Here is a 17,478-nt window from a genome sequence, read left to right as displayed (position 1 = left end):
CCCCCCCCCCCCCCCCCCCCCCCCCCCCCCCCCCCCCCCCCCCCCCCCCCCCCCCCCCCCCCCCCGCTCCCACATTGTTTTTAAGCGGCTGAGCCTACTCCGGTTGTAGTTCGCAACCGTCCTTCAAGCCTACGCTTCAACCCCCGCGCTTCGATCAACAGCTTCGAGCCCTTGGCCGCATTTGCCCGGCCCCACTCCTCAAGCAACTCCAGACACGAGTGATCGATGTAGCTCAGGTTATTGAGCGGCACATGCACCGTTGCACCTGCCGGAATGCTCCCCAGCACTTGGGTCAGCGCCGGTACCTTGAGGAAGGTCGCCGCCCCCACCAGTCGCAGCTCCATCTCGCCGTCCGCCGGCAGATCGATCAGGCTGATTTTCAGGCGCGAAGCCTTCCAGGCCAGTTTGGCCAGTGTCAGGCCAAAGCCGATCAGCACGCCGGTCAGCAGGTCGGTGAAGATGATTGCCAAAGCTGTCGCCGCATAGGTGAACATCGGCATCCGGCCATAACGGCCCAGACCGCGAAAGGCCTTGAGGTCCACCAGTTTGAAGCCGGTGTAAACCAGCACGCCTGCCAGGCTTGCCACCGGAATGCTTTGCAGCACGCTCGACAGCAGCAACACGAAAGCCAACAACCACAGACCATGAAACACCGTCGACAGTCGGGTGGTGGCGCCGGCCTGGACGTTGGCCGAACTGCGCACGATCACCCCGGTCATCGGAAGCGCACCGAGCAACCCGCAGAGCATGTTACCTACACCTTGCGCCGACAATTCGCGGTCAAAGTCCGAGCGCTGGCCGCTGTGCATACGGTCCACGGCAGCGGCCGAGAGCAGGGTTTCGGCGCTGGCGATAAAGGCCACGGCGAAGGCAGCGATCAGCAAGGCCGGGTCTGCGAGATTGAGCAAGTCTGCCGGGCGTAGCCAGTCGATGGCTTGCGCCAGGTTGGCGGGGACTTCCACGCGTTTGACCTGCAATGCGAGCATCAGACTGGCGACCGTTGCCAGACCGACCCCCAGTAATGCTCCTGGAATGAAACGCAGAGAGTGCGGGCGAAATTTTTCCCACAGCCACATCACGGCGATGGTGGACAACCCGAGCAAACCCGCCTGCCAGCCAAACGACGGTAAAGCCTGAATCACTGCAGCGGGGAAGGCCGCCAGGTTATCCAGCCCCGATGGCTTGGGCACAGCATCGAGCATCACATGCACCTGTGACAGCACGATCAGCACTCCAATCCCGGCGAGCATGCCGTACACCACCGCTGGAGCGGTGACCCGAAACCAGCAACCCAGTTTCAGGCGCCCGGCCACCAATTGCAGAAAACCCGCCAGTAGCAGGATCGGTCCAAGCATGGCGATGCCGTGCTGGCGCACGAGTTCGAACACTAACACCGCCAGACCCGCTGCCGGGCCGCTGACTTGCAGCGGCGAACCGGCAAGCCAGCCGACCACCAGGCCACCGATGATGCCGGTGATCAGGCCTTTGGACGGTGGCAGGCCCGAGGCGATGGCGATGCCCATGCACAAGGGCAGGGCGACCAGAAACACAACCACCGAAGCCAGCAGCTCCCGTGGCAGAACAGCTTTTAATTGAGCGGCACGCATTGTGGCTCTCCCGGAGTTTTTTTCAGGCGTGGCAAAGCCGTGCCGCCAGATCGGCAGCCTCGGCTAAACCATACTTAGGAGGATTTAGAAGCGCGCTTTGGGCGTCGCCACCGGAATGGGATGGCTGCCATCGAGCGGCAGGAAACAACCCTGATCCGCATCGTAAGCCTGGATTTCGCTGGTTTCGATGTTGTAGACCCAACCATGGATAAACAGCTGACCGTTTGCCATGCGCGAGGCCACTGATGGGTGCGTTCGCAAATGTTGCAACTGAGCAATCACATTCTCTTCGGTGAGGATGTGCATGCTCTCGTTTTCATCCGTGCAATGGCAGTTGTCCTGGACCATGGTTTTTGCCACTTCGGCATGACGCAGCCAGGCTTTGACCGTCGGCATCTTTTCCAGGCTCTGCGGGTTGAGCACCGCGCGCATGGCGCCACAGTCGGAGTGCCCACAGATGATGATGTGCTGTACGCCGAGAGCCAGCACCGCGTATTCGATGGCCGTGGAAACACCGCCGTTCATTTGCCCATAGGGCGGCACGACGTTTCCGACGTTGCGGGTCACGAACAAGTCGCCGGGAGCGCTTTGGGTAATCAGTTCGGGAACGATGCGTGAATCGGCACACGCGATGAACATCGCCCGAGGCCGCTGGGCCGTGGCGAGTTTTTTGAAGAGTTCTTCCTGCTGCGGAAAGATCTCGTGATGAAAGTGCAAAAAGCCGTCAACGATATGCTGCAGCGCTGCATCGGCGGTTTCCGCCTCGGGTTGGGCTGAAGCCGACGCAGCCAACGGCTGTTTATCCTTGTCACTCATGATTCATCCTCTTTGGCGGAGTCAGGGAATTTTCCCGTTTTGTCCGGTTGAAGCCAGTGGCTGTTTAAAAAAACATCCAGGTCGAAGAGCCAGACCCGTCAGTCACTCGATGAACAAGGTAGCCGTTGAAACTTAACTCAAACTGAATAAAAACGCTCTAGAACGAGTATTCCAAGTAACAAAAAACGTGACCGGCGCGAAACGCGGTGTCGTGTTCACTACTCAACCATAGGGCCAATTGTCCTTAAATCAACGACATTTGGCGGCCCGGCGGACAAAAGGATTCGCAATCCAGATTGAAACCTTCCCGACGATTGAGCCCCAGACGCTTGATGGTTTTGGCAAAGCGTTGCGCCAACAGGTCGGCAAACAGCCCTTCACCGCGCATTCTGGCACCGAATCGGCTGTCGTAGAGTTCACCCCCACGGCTTTGGCGGATCAGGCTCAACACATGAGCTGCACGCTGAGGATAGTGGGCGGCCAGCCACTCTTCGAACAGCGGCGCCACTTCCAGCGGCAGGCGCAACATCATGTACGCCGCGCTTTGTGCACCGGCCGCATGGGCTTCGGCCAGCAGGCTTTCGAGTTCGCTGTCGTTGATCATCGGAATCATGGGTGAACACAAGACTCCCACAGGAATACCGGCTTCGCGCATCACCCGGATCGCCCGCAGTCGTGCCTTGGGTGCCGCGGCGCGCGGTTCGAGGATACGTTTGAGTTCATCATCCAGCGTGGTCAGGCTGATCATTACCGCCACCAGCCTTTGCTCGGCGAGTTCAGCCAGCAGGTCCAGATCGCGAAGAATCAGCGAGCCTTTAGTGATGATGGTCACCGGGTGGCGGTAACGCAGCAGCACTTCCAGGGTTTTACGGGTGATTTTGTGTTCGCGCTCGATCGGCTGATAAGGGTCGGTATTGGAGCCAAGGTTGATCGGCGCGCATTGATAGCCGCGTTTGGACAGTTGTTCTTCCAGCACGTCGGCGGCGTTGGTCTTGGCGATCAGTCTGGTTTCGAAATCCAGCCCCGGTGACAGATCCCAATAGGCGTGACTGGGCCGTGCATAGCAATAGATGCAGCCATGCTCGCAGCCGCGATAGGGGTTGATCGAGCGATCGAACGGCAGGTCTGGCGAGTTATTGCGGGTGATGATGGTTTTTGCCGTCTCGATGCGCACCTCGGTGCCTTGGGTGATCGGCGCTTCCTGATACCAGCCGTCATCCTCGGCCACGGAACGATTGGGCGCGAAGCGATTGTGCGGATTGGTGGCGGTGCCGCGACTGCGGGGTGGCAGGGGAGTGTTCATCGATTAATGCTCTTCACTGTATGTGCATACAGTAAACGAGGCGGGGAAAAGCGGCCAGTGCCGTTCGGCACCTGAGCATTTGATCAGCGTCGAGCGCCTGTATTAACTATTCAATAATGCATCTTGCTGCAACTCGATGAAATATATAACGGATAGTCTGAAATTAATAAACTCAGTATTATCGACTGCACACGAAGTCTTCGTGGATACTTATTAAAAGGAATTAATCTATGTCGTTTTTAAATCAGCGTGGTATCTTTTTGCAATTACTGGTCCCCAGTGTTGTCGATCCACATGAAGCGCGAGTATCGATGCAACTTGCCCGTAAAGAGTTGGGTTGGGATGAGGTCAACGAGGTACAGACAGAGGCCCTGGTCGATTCCGTCTACGTAGAGGCCGTCTCCAGCGATGGCGGCGGGTCGTTCAGCATAAAGTCGGTCAACAGCGATGTGGACGGCGATGGTGATATCGACAGCGACGACAAGGCAAAACTGTTGGCTTTGGCCAAGGCTTATTCCAGTATTGTAAATCCTTGAATTTATAGTGCCAGGCCTGCATGAAAGTTCATGTTGGATTGGTTTGCTTTTATTTAACGCTTAGAGGCGTGATTGCAAGGTGCAGTTGGTTAAGTGCTGAAGATAAACCGAGTTGACGGATAAAACCTGGATTTCCCGCCAATGCAGCTTCAAAAGACTGATTCACATTTCTTTGACGGTCAGCTCACAGACCTTTGACCGTTCAGGACTGAAGCTGGGTGCCATCTTCCCCTCTTCCTGAACAGTTACCCAAACATGCCTCTAGCGCGTTATATATCTGCGATGTGTTTGTCGCTGGTCTCATTATTCAACCTGACGTTGGCCCTCGCTGACGACAGCTCCTCTCCCCGTCCTGCGGAGTGGGCTCAACCAGTGGAGATGCAACACAATCTCTTTGAGATGTCCCCGATGCTCTATCGCAGCGCATTGCCTGACGCTGGCTCGGTGCAATTGCTGGAAAAACTCAACGTCGGGACTGTAATCAACTTCCTGTCCGAACCGGACTCAAGCTGGTTGTCCGCACCCGGTATCACTCAAGTACACCTGCCTTATCGCACCAATCATGTGGATGATGCGGATGTACTCAAGGTGCTGCGTGCGATTCAAACTGCCGAATCAAAAGGGCCGGTGCTTATGCACTGCAAACACGGCTCGGACCGCACTGGCCTGATGGCCGCGATGTACCGGGTGGTTGTGCAGGGTTGGAGTAAGGAAGACGCGCTGAATGAAATGACCCAAGGCGGCTTTGGTGACAGCACGCATTTCAAGGATGGTGTGCGTTACATGATGCAGGCCGATATCGACAAACTTCGTACGGCGCTGGCCAATGGTGATTGCAGCACCAGTCCGTTTGCCAGTTGTTCGATGAAGAACTGGTTCAAATCGGCCCATGTCGAGTAAGGCCTCCCACTGCATTGCGCAGTGGAAGGTGATTTCCAGAATTCAGTGTTGCTCGTCTGGCTTCTTCTTCAACTTCGGGTTCGGGAAAAACTGCACGGCCTGAACCTTGGCGTCCGGCACCTTGAGCGCCGAGGTATTGACCCGCGTGCCCAACTCCTTGGGCACCGACAGACCTTGTTCATTCAGCGTATCGGAATAACCGCAGGCCACGCACTCGCGATGCGGAACTGTGTCCTCGCTCCACATCATCAACTTGTCCGGCTCGCTGCAGGCCGGGCAGACCGCCCCGGCGATAAAGCGCTTTTTGGTGATCACAGATCCCTCACTCATGCTGCTGCGTCCTCACTCAGGCCGCTATGGCGCAAGAGTGCGTCAATCGATGGCGCACGGCCACGGAAGTCGACGAACAGCACCATTGGTTCCTGAGAACCGCCCCGTGCCAGGATCGCTTCGCGGAAGGCGCGACCGGTCTCGGCATTGAGTACGCCGTCTTCTTCGAATTTCGAGAAGGCATCGGCCGACAATACTTCAGCCCACTTATAACTGTAGTAACCCGCCGCGTAACCACCGGCAAAGATGTGGGCGAAGCTGTTGGGGAAGCGGTTGTAGGCCGGCGGACGCATGACCGAGACCTCGTCGCGTACGCCTTCGAGCACTTGCAGCACGCTGCGGCCGTCGCCGTGGGTGGCGTGCAATTCGAAGTCGAACAGCGAGAACTCCAGTTGGCGGACCATCATCAGGCCGGACTGGAAGTTCTTCGCCGCGAGCATTTTCTCCAGCAGATCCTGAGGCAACGGCTCGCCGGTTTCGTAGTGACCGGAAATCAGCGCCAGACCTTCCGGCTCCCAGCACCAGTTTTCCATGAACTGGCTTGGCAGTTCGACCGCATCCCAAGCCACGCCATTGATGCCGGACACACCAGCGTGCTCGACGCGGGTCAGCAGGTGATGCAGGCCGTGACCGAATTCGTGGAACAGGGTGGTCACTTCATCGTGGGTCAGAAGGGCCGGTTTACCGCTGTCGGCCGGGGTGAAGTTGCACACCAGATTCGCCACCGGGCTTTGCAGCACGCCGTTGATTGTGCGGCGATGATCGCGGGCGCCGTCCATCCAGGCCCCGCCGCGTTTGTTGGCGCGGGCGTACAGGTCGAAGAAGAAACGACCGACGTGCTGGCCGTTTTCCTTGATTTCGAACAGGCGAACGTCCGGATGCCAGGTGTCGAAGCCCTTCAGCTCGGCGATCTCGATGCCGTACAGGCGCTGGACGATGCTGAACAGCCCTCCCAGCACCTTGTCGATCGGGAAGTACGCGCGAAGGGTTTCCTGGGCGACGCTGTAGCGCTGTTCGCGAAGTTTTTCCCCGTAGAAACCGCTGTCCCAGCTTTGCAGGTCCGGGCAACCTTGTTCGGCGGCGTAGGCCTTGAGCTGTTGCAGATCCTGGACGGCGAACGGCTTGCTGCGTTTGGCCAGGTCGCGCAAGAAACTCAGCACCTGATCGTTGGACTCGGCCATTTTGGTGGCCAGGCTCAGCTCCGAGAAGCTGGTGAAGCCCAATAGTTTTGCCAGTTCCTGACGCAGGTCGAGGATTTCCTCCATGACCGGGCCGTTGTCATTCTGACCGGCATTCGGGCCTTGGTCCGACGCACGGGTGCAGTAGGCGGCATAGACTTCTTCACGCAGGGCGCGGTCCTGGGCGTAGGTCATCACTGCGTAGTAACTCGGGAATTCCAGGGTGATCAACCAGCCATCCAGCCCTTTGGCTTGCGCGGCGGCGGCCATTTGCGCCTTGGCCGACTCGGTCAGGCCGGCGAGGGCGGCTTCGTCGGTGACGTGCTTGGTCCAGGCCTGGGTGGCGTCGAGCAACTGGTTGGAGAAGCGGCTGCCCAGCTCCGACAGTTTGCTCTGCACGTCGGCATAACGCTTTTGTTCGGCTTCAGGCAGGTCGATACCCGACAGACGGAAGTCGCGCAAAGCGTGTTCCAGGATGGTTTTCTGCGCCACATCGAAACCGGCGGCCTCAGGGCTGTTGGCCAGCGCTTCATAGGCCTGAAACAGCTCACGGTTCTGGCCCAGCTCGGTGGCGTAGGCGCTCAGGGCCGGCAGGCAGGACTCATAGGCTTCGCGCAACTCAGCGCTGTTGCACACGGCATTGAGATGGCTGACCGGGCTCCAGGCGGCGCCCAGACGATCGTTGAGCTCATCCATCGCCAGCACCAGGCCGGCCCAGGTCGGTTGTGTGCCTTGGGTTTGGAGGATATCGACGATGGCGGCGCGGTTGTCAGCCAGGATCTTTTCAATGGCCGGTTGTACGTGTTCGGCACGGATCGCCGAGAACGGCGGCAGGTCGTAGGACTGCAAAAGAGGGTTGTTCACGCTCACGGTTGGCACCTTGGCTGGAAAACATGCGGGAAGAAACATGGCCCCATCTTAATTACAATCGACGCTCACCGCAGCTATCAGCAAAAGAGAGAGAGCCTATCGTGACCCTTCGCAAGTATCAGAACCACACGCCGCTGCTGGGCAAAGGCGCCTTTGTCGACGGCTCGGCGGTGGTGATCGGTGACGTCGAAATCGGCGAAGACAGCTCCGTCTGGCCGCTGACAGTGATCCGCGGCGACATGCACCGCATCCGTATCGGTGCGCGCACCAGCGTGCAGGACGGCTGCGTGTTGCACATTACCCACGCCGGACCATTCAACCCCGATGGCTTCCCGCTGCTGATCGGTGACGACGTGACCATCGCGCATAAAGTCATGCTTCATGGTTGCGCCGTGGGGAACCGGATTCTGATCGGTATGGGCAGCATCGTCATGGACGGTGCGGTGGTCGAGGACGATGTGATCATCGGCGCTGGCAGCCTGGTACCCCCGGGCAAGCGCCTGGAAAGCGGGTTCCTCTATGTTGGCAGCCCGGTGAAACAGATCCGACCTCTGACTGACAAGGAAAAAGCCTTTTTCACCTACAGCGCGGCGAACTACGTGAAGCTCAAGGATCTGCACCTGGCCGAAGGTTACGACCAACTCTAAGCCGCTTGATAATGGAAAGTGCCTCCCTATTGCCCAGGAATTTTCATGCATTACCAAACCGTACTGTTCGACCTCGATGGCACGCTGACCGACCCACGTGAAGGCATTACCCGCTCCATCCAGTTCGCCTTGGGCAAACTGGGGATCGATGAGCCGGACCTGACCAGGCTCGAGCACTTCATCGGTCCGCCGTTGTTGCAGGCGTTCATGCAGTTCTACGACTTCGACGAGCCCAAAGCCTGGGAAGCGGTGAATTTCTATCGCGAGCGCTTCAAAGTCACCGGTCTGTATGAAAACCGTGTGTTCGACGGCGTCACGCCGCTGCTGGAAACCCTCGGTGGGCAAGGACGACAGCTGTACATCGCAACTTCCAAGCCATGGGTTTTCGCCCGGGAAATCGCCCGACACTTCGACTTCGCCAAACATTTCAAAGTGATTTACGGCAGCGAGCTGGATGGCACGCGGACCAACAAGGTCGAGCTGATTGCGCATTTGATGGCCGAAGAAGGTCTCGACCCGGCCAATACGCTGATGATTGGCGACCGTAAACACGATCTGATCGGCGCTCGCAGCAATGGACTGGACGCAGCGGCGGTGGGTTATGGGTTTGGCAGCCGGGAAGAATTGAGCGCAGAAGCCCCGGCGTATCACTTCGAGACGCTAGAGGAGATGCATCAGGCGTTTTTGCAGCGTTAGTTGAATTGCCTTCGCGGGCAAGCCTCGCTCCCACAGGGTTTTATGTCTGGCCAAAGGGCATTGGCATACACCGATCTAATGTGGGAGCGGGCTTGCCCGCGAAGAGGCCCGCTCAGCCACCGGAGCTCGCTGATCCGGCCAACACTTTCAACGCCGCCTTACGCTCCCCAACCGGTAACGCGCCCAATTTCTCCACCGCCGCATAAAACCTCACCCAATCCCCCTCGACCTGTCTGAATAGCGCGGCAAACGCCGGCACCCATTGGTCATACAAACCAAACGGCAACAGTCGAGCATTGTTCATCGGGGTGTTGATCCAGGCATCGTAGCGTTTGTTCCCCGCCCATTGGCTGTCGCGTAGCGTCTGGTAATCACGGCGCAATTGTTCGAACTCTGCTGCTTTTCGCTCGCGCATTTGCTCGGCAGGCAGTGGCAAGGCGTAAAGCTGCTCCAGTCTCTTGCGTGCGTCCAAAACCAATTGGATGAACTGGTCGCGTTGCTGTGCCAACGCTCGGTTATCCGGTGGCAGGCCTCGGAATGCGCGCCATTGGCGAGTGCCCTCCTGCTCGACGAAGGTGGCGAAGGACTCGTTGAACTCGGTGTCGTCTTTCACATAGACACGTTGATGGGCGAGTTCGTGAAAAATCAGCGTGGCTAACCGTTCGTCGCCCCAACCCATCATCGAGCTCATGATCGGGTCGTTAAACCAACCGAGCGTCGAATAGGCCTCGACGCCGCCAATCGACACGTCCATACCTTGCAGACGTTGCAATGCGGCCTCACCGCGGGCAGCACTCTGGCTGTAATAACCGCGATAGGCGACGCAGCCCGCGATGGGGAAGCAATGGTTCTGCGGCTTCAGCGAAAATTCCGGCGTGACAAAGACGTTCCAGACTACAAACGGTCGGCCAATGTCGGCGTACAGGCGGTAGCTCTGGTTGTCCGGCAGGTGCAGGTGTTGGCTGGCAAATGTCCGGGCCTTTTGTGATTGGGCCAGATGCGCGCGCAATTGCTGATCGCGGTCTGGATCGGCAATCACACTGGAAACCGGCTCCCGTGCCCGCAGCAAGTGCAGCTGACCACTGGCCAATTGGCCGTAATAGCTGATGCTGGTGCAGCCGTTCAATAACAAAAGAAACATCCCCGGAAACAAAATGCGTAAAACGCGATCAAGTAACCCAAGGCTTGGACGCGGCCTGATCAAAATGAATCATCCCTGGAAAGTCTGCCCGCAAGACTATCCCGCCTATTGGAGCTCCGCTATGCGCAAGTTGATGCTGACGGGAGGCCTGCTGATGCTGGCCGGTTGTGCTGGACTACCTACCCCTGATCCTTCACAGGCATGGATCGATCTGGATACACGGCAGGAAGACACCGCGCTGCAAGCGATAGAAGTCGATGACAAGGCTTCCATCGACAAGCGCTACTTCGAGGTACAGCCGGGTAGCCATGAGCTGACGGTTCGCTACTTGTTCGCTGTCCAGCCGACCAACATTGGCCCTGACGCCGAGCCGCTGTGGCGCGACTGCCAGTTGAATGTGAAATTCAAGGACTTCAACGCCGGTCAGCGATATCAGCTGCAAGCGGGGTATATCGGCTTTCGGCCGTGGGCGAAGCTCTATGATCAACAGCGAAAAGTGATTGGACAGGGCAAACCGGCAGGCTGCCAACGTACTTGATCGACGCTATGCTGAATTATCAGTCCTTGGGAAATTCATCATGCGCAGGTTGTTGCTGTTGCTCGCTGCAGGCGCCTTTGTCGGTTGCACGAGTCCGTTACCGGCGGTCAATCCGCAGATGGCCTGGGTCGACTTCGCTACGCCGAGCCCCGGCGGGAAACTGCTGATGGCCGACCGGCTGGACAATCAGCGGCTGAGCGACGGGCGTTACTTCCAGGTCACCCCGGGTAGCCATGAACTAAGGGTACGTTTCGATTTTGAAGTGTTTGGTGGCGGCTCGGGCTTGATGAATGCTCCGCTGGAGCGGCTGTGCTACCTGACCATCAACTACGACCATTTCGAGGCCGGCCAGCGTTACCTGCTGGAAGCGCGTTCTATAGCGTTCACCCCCAGCGCCCGGCTCTACAATGCCAAGCGGGAAATTGTCGCCGAAGATCGGCTGGCCAACTGCGTCATGTGAGACGAATCAGCGATCATTTTTTTGGTAGATGATTTTTTTGGTGCCGTTTTCGCACGTGCCGACCACCATGTTCTGATCGTGGACTTCGTCGTTGGTGACGATTTCCAGGGTGTAGGACGAGACGTTATTGGCCTGGATCTTGGCTTCGATCTCGGCCTTGAGTTCCTCACAGGATTTCGGTGCCGCGAGGGCCGATGTGGCCAGCGTGCAACAGATAACCGCCAAGGCAAAACGTTTCATGGTTGAAGCTCCCTTGAGGCAGCGCGCATGGTGATGCGCTGAAGCTGCTGTCATTTATTCGACCACAGTTTTGTCAGTCTGGTTATGTTTCAGGACAAAAAAAGACCGCAACCTGCGCAAGGGAGCCCGCGAAGGCTGCGATCTCTTATCAGCTAGCGTATCAACCCATTATCAGCTGACCAACGTCGCATCCAGGCTGATTTTCGCATTCAACACTTTGGACACCGGGCAGCCTTCTTTGGCCTTGTTGCTCAGTTCCTCGAATTGCGCTTGGGTCGCTCCGGGGATTTTCGCCTTGAGAATCAGTTTTACCGCTGTGATTGCAAAGCCACCGTCTACCTGGTCCAGGGTAACCTCGGCATTGGTGTCGATACTGTCGGCCTTAAGGTTGGCCTCGCCGAGAATCATTGAAAACGCCATGGAGAAACAGCCCGCGTGAGCCGCGCCGATCAGCTCTTCCGGATTGGTGCCTTTACCCCCTTCGAAACGGGCCTTGAAGCCGTAGGGCGCGTCTCTGAGGACACCGGTTTCCGTGGAAATCGAGCCGATGCCGGTTTTCAGATCACCTTCCCAATGAGCCGATGCTTTCTTTGTGATAGCCATGTCTGCCTCCTCAAGATCCGGCGCGGGACGTCGCGCCTTCGTGGTTTTCGGTTACCAGGGTTCTGAGGATAGACCGTCCGGCAAAGTTCACCTCATCTGATCGGTCCTCTAATCGCGTAGGAATTTTGTCTCCCCTATTGAAACTCGGGTATATGCCCTCATTGCATAGAACACGCTTATAGACTCGGCAGGTTTTCGTTCGTGAAAAAACCTGCTTACCCATTGGAGAAGCAGGTTTATGAAACGACTATCCGATATCAGGTTCTCGACCCTCGATCTGGTGCCCGTGCGGGAGAACGGCAGTGCGGCCCAGTCTCTGCACAATTCCCTGGACCTGGCGCAGCACGTCGAAAAATTCGGCTATAACCGCTTCTGGGTCGCCGAGCACCACAACATGGACGGGATCGCCAGTTCGGCGACCTCGGTTCTGCTGGGCTATCTGGCTGGGGGCACTTCGACCATTCGTGTCGGTTCGGGGGGCGTGATGCTGCCCAACCACGCGCCACTGGTGATCGCCGAGCAGTTCGGCACCCTTGAAAGTCTGTACCCGGGACGGATCGATCTGGGCCTGGGTCGCGCGCCTGGCTCCGATCAAATGACCGCTCGCGCCTTGCGTCGTGAGCGCTCCGGCAGCGCCGACGACTTCCCGCAAGACGTGACTGAACTGATGCGCTACCTCGGCCCACGCACGCCAGACCAGCGGATCATTGCCATGCCGGGTACCGGCACCAATGTCCCGGTCTGGTTGCTGGGTTCGAGCCTGTTCAGTGCGCAGTTGGCGGGTGAGCGCGGTTTGCCCTACGCCTTCGCTTCACATTTCGCACCGCGCTTCATGCATGAGGCGATTCGCGTCTACCGCAACCACTTCAAGCCTTCAGCGGTTTTGGATAAGCCTTACGTGATGCTCGGCGTGCCACTGGTGGCTGCAGACACTGATGAGCAGGCCGATTACCTGGCCACTTCGGTCTACCAGCGGATTCTCGCGTTGATGCGTGGTCAGAGCCTGGTGCAACGTCCGCCAGTGAAGACTATGGACGGTCTGTGGCTGCCTCATGAGAAAGAAGCGGTCGGTGATTTCCTTGGCCTTGCCATGGTCGGCAGCCCGCAGAAAATTCGCGCCAAGCTGGAAGTGCTGATCGAACAGACGCAGGCCGATGAGCTGATTTTTACCTGTGACCTGTACGAACATGCCGATCGCGTGCATTCCTATGAGTTGCTGGCGCAGGTCATGAAGGGCTGAGGCGCAAACAGCGCCTACAAAAAAGCCGACGCCATTGCGTCGGCTTTTTCATTTTCGAGGGCGGTCAGCCCTGCTTGTAGACGATTTGCCTGGAGCCTTTTTCACAGGTGCCAACGACTTTTCCGTCAGCAGCAGCGCCTTTATCGACGATCTCCAGTGTGTAATTGGAAACGCCCTTGGCATCCAGTTTCGCTGAGATTTCGGCTTTCAGCTCGTCGCACGACTTGCCTTGGGCAAAGGCTGTTCCCGCAAGGCTCAACAAACCTATCGCCAAAATAAACTTCTTCATGGGTTGCACTCCCTGGTCGGATCAATAGGGGGAGCGCATCCAGCTATCGGCCGGACGCACTCTCCACGTAGCGCTTTGCCATTCCCTATGGCATTCGGCCGGCGCGCAAGTTCAGAAGACTAGTTAAAGCTCAGCTACTGGCAATCCGAAATCCGACTTTGAGCGTCACCTGGAAGTGTGCAGCTTTGCCGTCCTTGATGTGTCCGCGGGTTTCGGTCACTTCAAACCATTCCATGTACTTCAGACTTTTGTTGGCTTCGGCCAGGGCATTGTTGATGGCGTCTTCAATGCTGGTGGTGGATGAGCCGACCAGCTCGACTTTCTTGTAGGTGTGATGGTCAGTCATGGCGTTCTCCTAAGGGTGTGAATTACAGCCTAGCAGTGATTTTTCTTATTTCTTCTGTCGACCAATCCGAGGGGAATTTCAGATTTACTGCACTTTCTCAAACCCCTGAAGTCCCAACCAACACACGCAACTCAAACAATGCAGGAGATTCACCATGGCCAACACCTCGTTACGTAAAGCCTCATTGCAAAGCATGGAAGCCGAGATCGAGAGTCTGCTGAAATCGTTGGAAAGCCTGAAGGACGACGCCTCGGACGAATCGCGTAAAACCCTTAAAACGCTGAAAATCAACGCCGAAAACGCGCTGAAGCATTCGCGTCATCTGCTCTCCGATGCCTATGAAGAGGTCAAGGTCAAAACCCGTGAAACCGGGATCGCGACACGTGACTACGCCCAGGAACACCCTTGGACTACGGCCGGTGTCGCAGTCGGTGCGCTGGGTCTTCTGGCGGCCTATCTGCTGTGCAAACGCGGTAATTAAGATGCCTGGCGCAGTTCGTTTTTAAGCCACTGCGCCAGCTGCCGAGCGCGCCCGTCCGCGGCGCGCTTGGGTAGCCACAACGCCAGTTGCGCCGGGGTTTCACAGAAGCCCCATGGCGCAACCAGGCGACCGGCCTTCAAGTCTTCGGCCACCAGCGGCTCGGGCGCGATGGCCACGCCCAGCCCGGCGACTGCTGCCTCCAGCAAATAATACAAATGCTCGAAACCCTGACCATACTTCAGCGCCTTGCCGTCGAGGCCGCTTTGCTGTGCCCAACTCGGCCAGGCTTGCGGACGTGAGGTGGTGTGCAGCAAGGGTTCGGTCAGCAGCGCGTGAGCCGGTGCATTCTGCAGCCTTTCGCAGCCGACGAATCGTGGGCTCATGACCGGGCCGATGCGTTCGCTGGCCAATTCGTAGACCTGCATGTCCGCCGGCCATGGCGGCTCGGCAAATACCAACAGAGCATCCAGGCCGGGTCGTCGTGGATCGAGATCGCCTTCGCCAGCCGACAGGTGCAAACGCAGATCCGGCAGATCCGCATTGAGCCGCCCCAAACGCGGAATGAACCAGCGCGCCAGCAAGCTGCCCGAACAGCCGAGCACGAACGGCGCATCGGCGGTGCTTTGGGTCAGTTCGGCGCAAACGCTGCGCAATCGCTCGAAGGCCTCACCGCTGACATCGCGCAAACGGACACCGGCATCTGTGAGTTTCAGGCCGCGTCCATCCTTGATGAACAGACTCACACCGAGGTGTTCTTCCAGCGCCTTGAGTTGTCGACTGACCGCACCATGAGTGACGTGCAGCTGTTCGGCGGCCTGACTGACGCTGTTCAGGCGGGCAGTGGCTTCGAAGGCGCGAAGGGCGTTCAGCGGAGGAAGGTCGTGGCTCATGGGATCTGTGAGTTTTCCTGACAGGTTGTGGCGATCTTATCGGTTTTCAGTGCGGGACGTCAGGGGTAGAGTGAACCCCATCGTCACCTCTCGAATACAACTGGAGCGACCCATGACCCAGACTAATCTGCGCAACGGCCCCGACGCCAACGGCCTGTTCGGCGCGTTCGGTGGCCGTTACGTCGCCGAAACCCTGATGCCGTTGATCCTCGATCTGGCCCGCGAATACGAAGCGGCCAAGGAAGATCCGGCGTTCAAAGAAGAATTGGCCTACTTCCAGCGAGATTACGTCGGACGCCCAAGCCCACTGTATTTCGCCGAGCGTCTGACAGAGTTCTGTGGCGGCGCGAAGATTTACCTCAAGCGCGAAGAGCTGAACCACACCGGCGCGCACAAGATCAACAACTGCATCGGCCAGATCCTGCTGGCGCGGCGCATGGGCAAGAAACGCATCATTGCCGAGACCGGCGCCGGCATGCACGGCGTGGCGACCGCCACCGTGGCCGCGCGTTTCGGCCTCGATTGCGTGATCTACATGGGCACCACTGACATCGAACGTCAGCAAGCCAACGTGTTTCGCATGAAGTTGTTGGGCGCCGAAGTGATTCCGGTGGTCGCCGGCACCGGCACCCTTAAAGATGCGATGAACGAAGCTCTGCGTGACTGGGTGACCAACGTCGACAGCACTTTCTATCTGATCGGCACCGTGGCCGGTCCGCACCCGTACCCGGCCATGGTTCGTGACTTCCAGGCTGTGATCGGCAAGGAAACCCGCGAGCAGTTGCAAGCCCAGGAAGGCCGTCTGCCAGACAGTCTGGTGGCGTGCATCGGTGGTGGTTCCAACGCCATGGGTCTGTTCCACCCGTTCCTCGATGACAAGAGCGTCGAGATCATCGGCGTCGAAGCCGCCGGTTACGGCATCGAAACCGGCAAGCACGCGGCCAGCCTGAACGGCGGCGTACCGGGTGTGCTGCACGGCAACCGAACTTTCCTGTTGCAGGACGAAGATGGTCAGATCATCGACGCTCACTCGATCTCTGCCGGCCTCGACTATCCAGGCATTGGCCCGGAACACGCCTGGTTGCATGACATCGGCCGCGTCCAGTACACCTCGGTGACCGACGACGAAGCCCTCGATGCGTTCCACAAATGCTGTCGACTGGAAGGGATTATTCCTGCACTGGAAAGCGCCCATGCCTTGGCCGAAGTGTTCAAACGCGCACCGACGCTGCCGAAAGATCACCTGATGGTGGTCAATCTGTCCGGCCGTGGTGACAAAGACATGCAGACCGTGATGCACCACATGGAACACTCTCAGCAATCCAAGCAGGAGAAACACTGATGAGCCGCCTGCAAACGCGTTTTGCCGAACTCAAGGAACAGAATCGCGCCGCCCTGGTGACCTTCGTGACCGCTGGCGATCCGAGCTACGACACGTCGCTGGCGATCCTCAAAGGCTTGCCGGGAGCGGGTGCCGACGTAATCGAGTTGGGCATGCCCTTCACCGATCCGATGGCCGATGGCCCGGCGATTCAACTGGCCAACATTCGTGCCTTGGGTGCCAAACAGAACCTGGCGAAAACCCTGCAAATGGTTCGCGAGTTCCGCGAAGGCAATACCGATACGCCGCTGGTGCTGATGGGTTACTTCAACCCGATTCACATGTACGGCGTGCCGCGTTTCATCGCTGAAGCCAAAGAGGCCGGTGTCGATGGCCTGATCGTGGTCGACATGCCGCCCGAGCATAATGGCGAGCTGTGCGACCCGGCACAGGCGGCGGGCCTGGACTTCATCCGTCTGACCACTCCGACGACTGATGACGTGCGCTTGCCGACTGTATTGAACGGCAGTTCCGGCTTTGTTTACTACGTATCGGTGGCGGGTGTGACCGGTGCGGGCGCGGCGACTCTGGAACATGTCGAAGAAGCCGTCACCCGTCTGCGTCGCCATACCGATCTGCCGATCAGCATCGGTTTTGGTATCCGTACACCGGAACAAGCCGCGTCCATCGCGCGTCTGGCAGACGGTGTGGTGGTGGGGTCGGCATTGATCGATCACATCGCCAATGCCTCGACGCCGGATCAGGCTGTGGAGGGCGTACTCAGCTTGTGCGCAGCCTTGTCTGACGGCGTACGTAAAGCGCGGGTCAGCTGAAGGTAAAGTTCCTGATACAGCGGAATTAGAGCCTCGCGGCACAGACTAAACAGCAAGACCGAGGGCTTCAGGACTACGTTCTGGAGCCCACAAAAAGATCGCAGCCTTCGGCAGCTCCTACAGAGGTATCGCATTCCCCTAATGAAATGGCTACCCCCGCTGCCCCCTGTGATCGCCCACTAAGCTTTCACCGGGGGCTCATCGGAGATCATT

21 protein-coding genes are annotated in these 17,478 nt (G+C 58.2%); 10 read left to right on the top strand and 11 right to left on the bottom strand.

Annotation, left to right across the window (positions count from 1 at the left end; translation table 11 throughout):
- Positions 1–80 precede the first annotated feature (80 nt).
- The 3 genes from AC1RQB_RS26820 to AC1RQB_RS26810 form a co-directional block, all read right to left on the bottom strand.
- The gene (locus AC1RQB_RS26820) at positions 81–1,607 is read right to left on the bottom strand and encodes a SulP family inorganic anion transporter (protein ID WP_008076211.1); all 1,527 of its coding nucleotides are present in this window, start codon (positions 1,605–1,607) and stop codon (positions 81–83) included.
- Positions 1,608–1,691: 84 nt separating this feature from the next.
- On the bottom strand, positions 1,692–2,423 hold the full coding sequence (locus tag AC1RQB_RS26815; protein ID WP_008076209.1) for a carbonic anhydrase: 732 nt from the start codon (positions 2,421–2,423) through the stop codon (positions 1,692–1,694).
- Between the two features lie 244 nt (positions 2,424–2,667).
- Positions 2,668–3,726 carry a PA0069 family radical SAM protein gene (locus AC1RQB_RS26810; protein WP_063341984.1) on the bottom strand — a complete coding sequence of 353 codons (1,059 nt, stop codon included), beginning with the start codon at positions 3,724–3,726 and terminating at the stop codon, positions 2,668–2,670.
- Positions 3,727–3,956: 230 nt separating this feature from the next.
- Between AC1RQB_RS26810 and AC1RQB_RS26805 the strand changes: the two genes are divergently transcribed.
- Both AC1RQB_RS26805 and AC1RQB_RS26800 read left to right on the top strand, forming a co-directional pair.
- Positions 3,957–4,262 (top strand): hypothetical protein, encoded by a 306-nt coding sequence (locus AC1RQB_RS26805; protein ID WP_063341983.1) that lies wholly within the window; start codon positions 3,957–3,959, stop codon positions 4,260–4,262.
- Positions 4,263–4,517: 255 nt separating this feature from the next.
- A complete protein-coding gene (locus AC1RQB_RS26800) occupies positions 4,518–5,162 on the top strand; it encodes a dual specificity protein phosphatase family protein (RefSeq protein ID WP_081235253.1) in 645 nt (214 codons plus the stop codon).
- A gap of 42 nt (positions 5,163–5,204) precedes the next feature.
- Here AC1RQB_RS26800 and AC1RQB_RS26795 read toward each other — a convergent pair whose 3' ends face one another.
- Both AC1RQB_RS26795 and prlC read right to left on the bottom strand, forming a co-directional pair.
- Positions 5,205–5,492, bottom strand: coding sequence for a YheV family putative zinc ribbon protein (locus AC1RQB_RS26795; RefSeq protein ID WP_008076201.1), 288 nt, complete (start codon positions 5,490–5,492; stop codon positions 5,205–5,207).
- Complete coding sequence (prlC, locus tag AC1RQB_RS26790) at positions 5,489–7,579, bottom strand: oligopeptidase A (RefSeq protein ID WP_198537200.1); 2,091 nt, start codon at positions 7,577–7,579, stop codon at positions 5,489–5,491. The genes AC1RQB_RS26795 and prlC overlap by 4 nt, the downstream gene beginning before the upstream one ends.
- A 62-nt stretch (positions 7,580–7,641) precedes the next feature.
- Here prlC and AC1RQB_RS26785 point away from each other — a divergent pair, with 62 nt between their 5' ends.
- Both AC1RQB_RS26785 and AC1RQB_RS26780 read left to right on the top strand, forming a co-directional pair.
- Positions 7,642–8,187 carry a gamma carbonic anhydrase family protein gene (locus AC1RQB_RS26785; RefSeq protein WP_007902790.1) on the top strand — a complete coding sequence of 182 codons (546 nt, stop codon included), beginning with the start codon at positions 7,642–7,644 and terminating at the stop codon, positions 8,185–8,187.
- 45 nt (positions 8,188–8,232) lie between these two features.
- On the top strand, positions 8,233–8,883 hold the full coding sequence (locus tag AC1RQB_RS26780; RefSeq protein WP_063341981.1) for an HAD family hydrolase: 651 nt from the start codon (positions 8,233–8,235) through the stop codon (positions 8,881–8,883).
- Between the two features lie 112 nt (positions 8,884–8,995).
- Here the strand turns inward: AC1RQB_RS26780 and AC1RQB_RS26775 are convergent, their stop codons facing one another.
- On the bottom strand, positions 8,996–10,087 hold the full coding sequence (locus AC1RQB_RS26775) for an aminopeptidase (protein WP_063341980.1): 1,092 nt from the start codon (positions 10,085–10,087) through the stop codon (positions 8,996–8,998).
- A 58-nt stretch (positions 10,088–10,145) separates the two neighbouring features.
- On the opposite strand from AC1RQB_RS26775, the gene AC1RQB_RS26770 reads away from it, so the two are divergent.
- Positions 10,146–10,562 (top strand): PA0061/PA0062 family lipoprotein, encoded by a 417-nt coding sequence (locus AC1RQB_RS26770; RefSeq protein WP_063341979.1) that lies wholly within the window; start codon positions 10,146–10,148, stop codon positions 10,560–10,562.
- Positions 10,563–10,602: 40 nt separating this feature from the next.
- Positions 10,603–11,022, top strand: coding sequence for a PA0061/PA0062 family lipoprotein (locus AC1RQB_RS26765; RefSeq protein ID WP_007902779.1), 420 nt, complete (start codon positions 10,603–10,605; stop codon positions 11,020–11,022).
- Positions 11,023–11,028: 6 nt separating this feature from the next.
- On the opposite strand, the gene AC1RQB_RS26760 is transcribed toward AC1RQB_RS26765, so the two are convergent.
- Entirely contained in the window at positions 11,029–11,262 is a 234-nt protein-coding gene (locus tag AC1RQB_RS26760; protein WP_007902778.1) for a DUF1161 domain-containing protein, read from the bottom strand.
- A gap of 171 nt (positions 11,263–11,433) precedes the next feature.
- Positions 11,434–11,865, bottom strand: coding sequence for an OsmC family protein (locus AC1RQB_RS26755; protein ID WP_007902777.1), 432 nt, complete (start codon positions 11,863–11,865; stop codon positions 11,434–11,436).
- A 238-nt stretch (positions 11,866–12,103) separates the two neighbouring features.
- Here AC1RQB_RS26755 and AC1RQB_RS26750 point away from each other — a divergent pair, with 238 nt between their 5' ends.
- Positions 12,104–13,105: an LLM class flavin-dependent oxidoreductase gene (locus tag AC1RQB_RS26750; protein ID WP_063341978.1), complete on the top strand. Its 1,002-nt coding sequence runs from the start codon at positions 12,104–12,106 to the stop codon at positions 13,103–13,105.
- Positions 13,106–13,169: 64 nt separating this feature from the next.
- On the opposite strand, the gene AC1RQB_RS26745 is transcribed toward AC1RQB_RS26750, so the two are convergent.
- Both AC1RQB_RS26745 and AC1RQB_RS26740 read right to left on the bottom strand, forming a co-directional pair.
- Positions 13,170–13,394 carry a DUF1161 domain-containing protein gene (locus tag AC1RQB_RS26745; protein ID WP_030129628.1) on the bottom strand — a complete coding sequence of 75 codons (225 nt, stop codon included), beginning with the start codon at positions 13,392–13,394 and terminating at the stop codon, positions 13,170–13,172.
- A 130-nt stretch (positions 13,395–13,524) separates the two neighbouring features.
- A complete protein-coding gene (locus tag AC1RQB_RS26740) occupies positions 13,525–13,740 on the bottom strand; it encodes a dodecin (protein ID WP_007902773.1) in 216 nt (71 codons plus the stop codon).
- Between the two features lie 154 nt (positions 13,741–13,894).
- On the opposite strand from AC1RQB_RS26740, the gene AC1RQB_RS26735 reads away from it, so the two are divergent.
- Positions 13,895–14,221 (top strand): ElaB/YgaM/YqjD family protein, encoded by a 327-nt coding sequence (locus AC1RQB_RS26735; RefSeq protein ID WP_007902771.1) that lies wholly within the window; start codon positions 13,895–13,897, stop codon positions 14,219–14,221.
- On the opposite strand, the gene AC1RQB_RS26730 is transcribed toward AC1RQB_RS26735, so the two are convergent.
- Complete coding sequence (locus AC1RQB_RS26730) at positions 14,218–15,111, bottom strand: LysR family transcriptional regulator (RefSeq protein ID WP_007902769.1); 894 nt, start codon at positions 15,109–15,111, stop codon at positions 14,218–14,220. The genes AC1RQB_RS26735 and AC1RQB_RS26730 overlap by 4 nt on opposite strands.
- Before the next feature lie 112 nt (positions 15,112–15,223).
- Between AC1RQB_RS26730 and trpB the strand changes: the two genes are divergently transcribed.
- Positions 15,224–16,453: a tryptophan synthase subunit beta gene (gene trpB / locus AC1RQB_RS26725; RefSeq protein WP_008076184.1), complete on the top strand. Its 1,230-nt coding sequence runs from the start codon at positions 15,224–15,226 to the stop codon at positions 16,451–16,453.
- Positions 16,453–17,265 carry a tryptophan synthase subunit alpha gene (gene trpA / locus AC1RQB_RS26720; protein WP_007902765.1) on the top strand — a complete coding sequence of 271 codons (813 nt, stop codon included), beginning with the start codon at positions 16,453–16,455 and terminating at the stop codon, positions 17,263–17,265. The genes trpB and trpA overlap by 1 nt, the downstream gene beginning before the upstream one ends.
- Positions 17,266–17,478: the final 213 nt, after the last annotated feature.

Source organism: Pseudomonas sp. GW822-FHT02E03 (genome assembly GCF_058802325.1).
The sequence above is the reverse complement of the archived record's forward strand: the minus strand, read 5'-3'. Positions and strand labels throughout refer to the sequence as shown.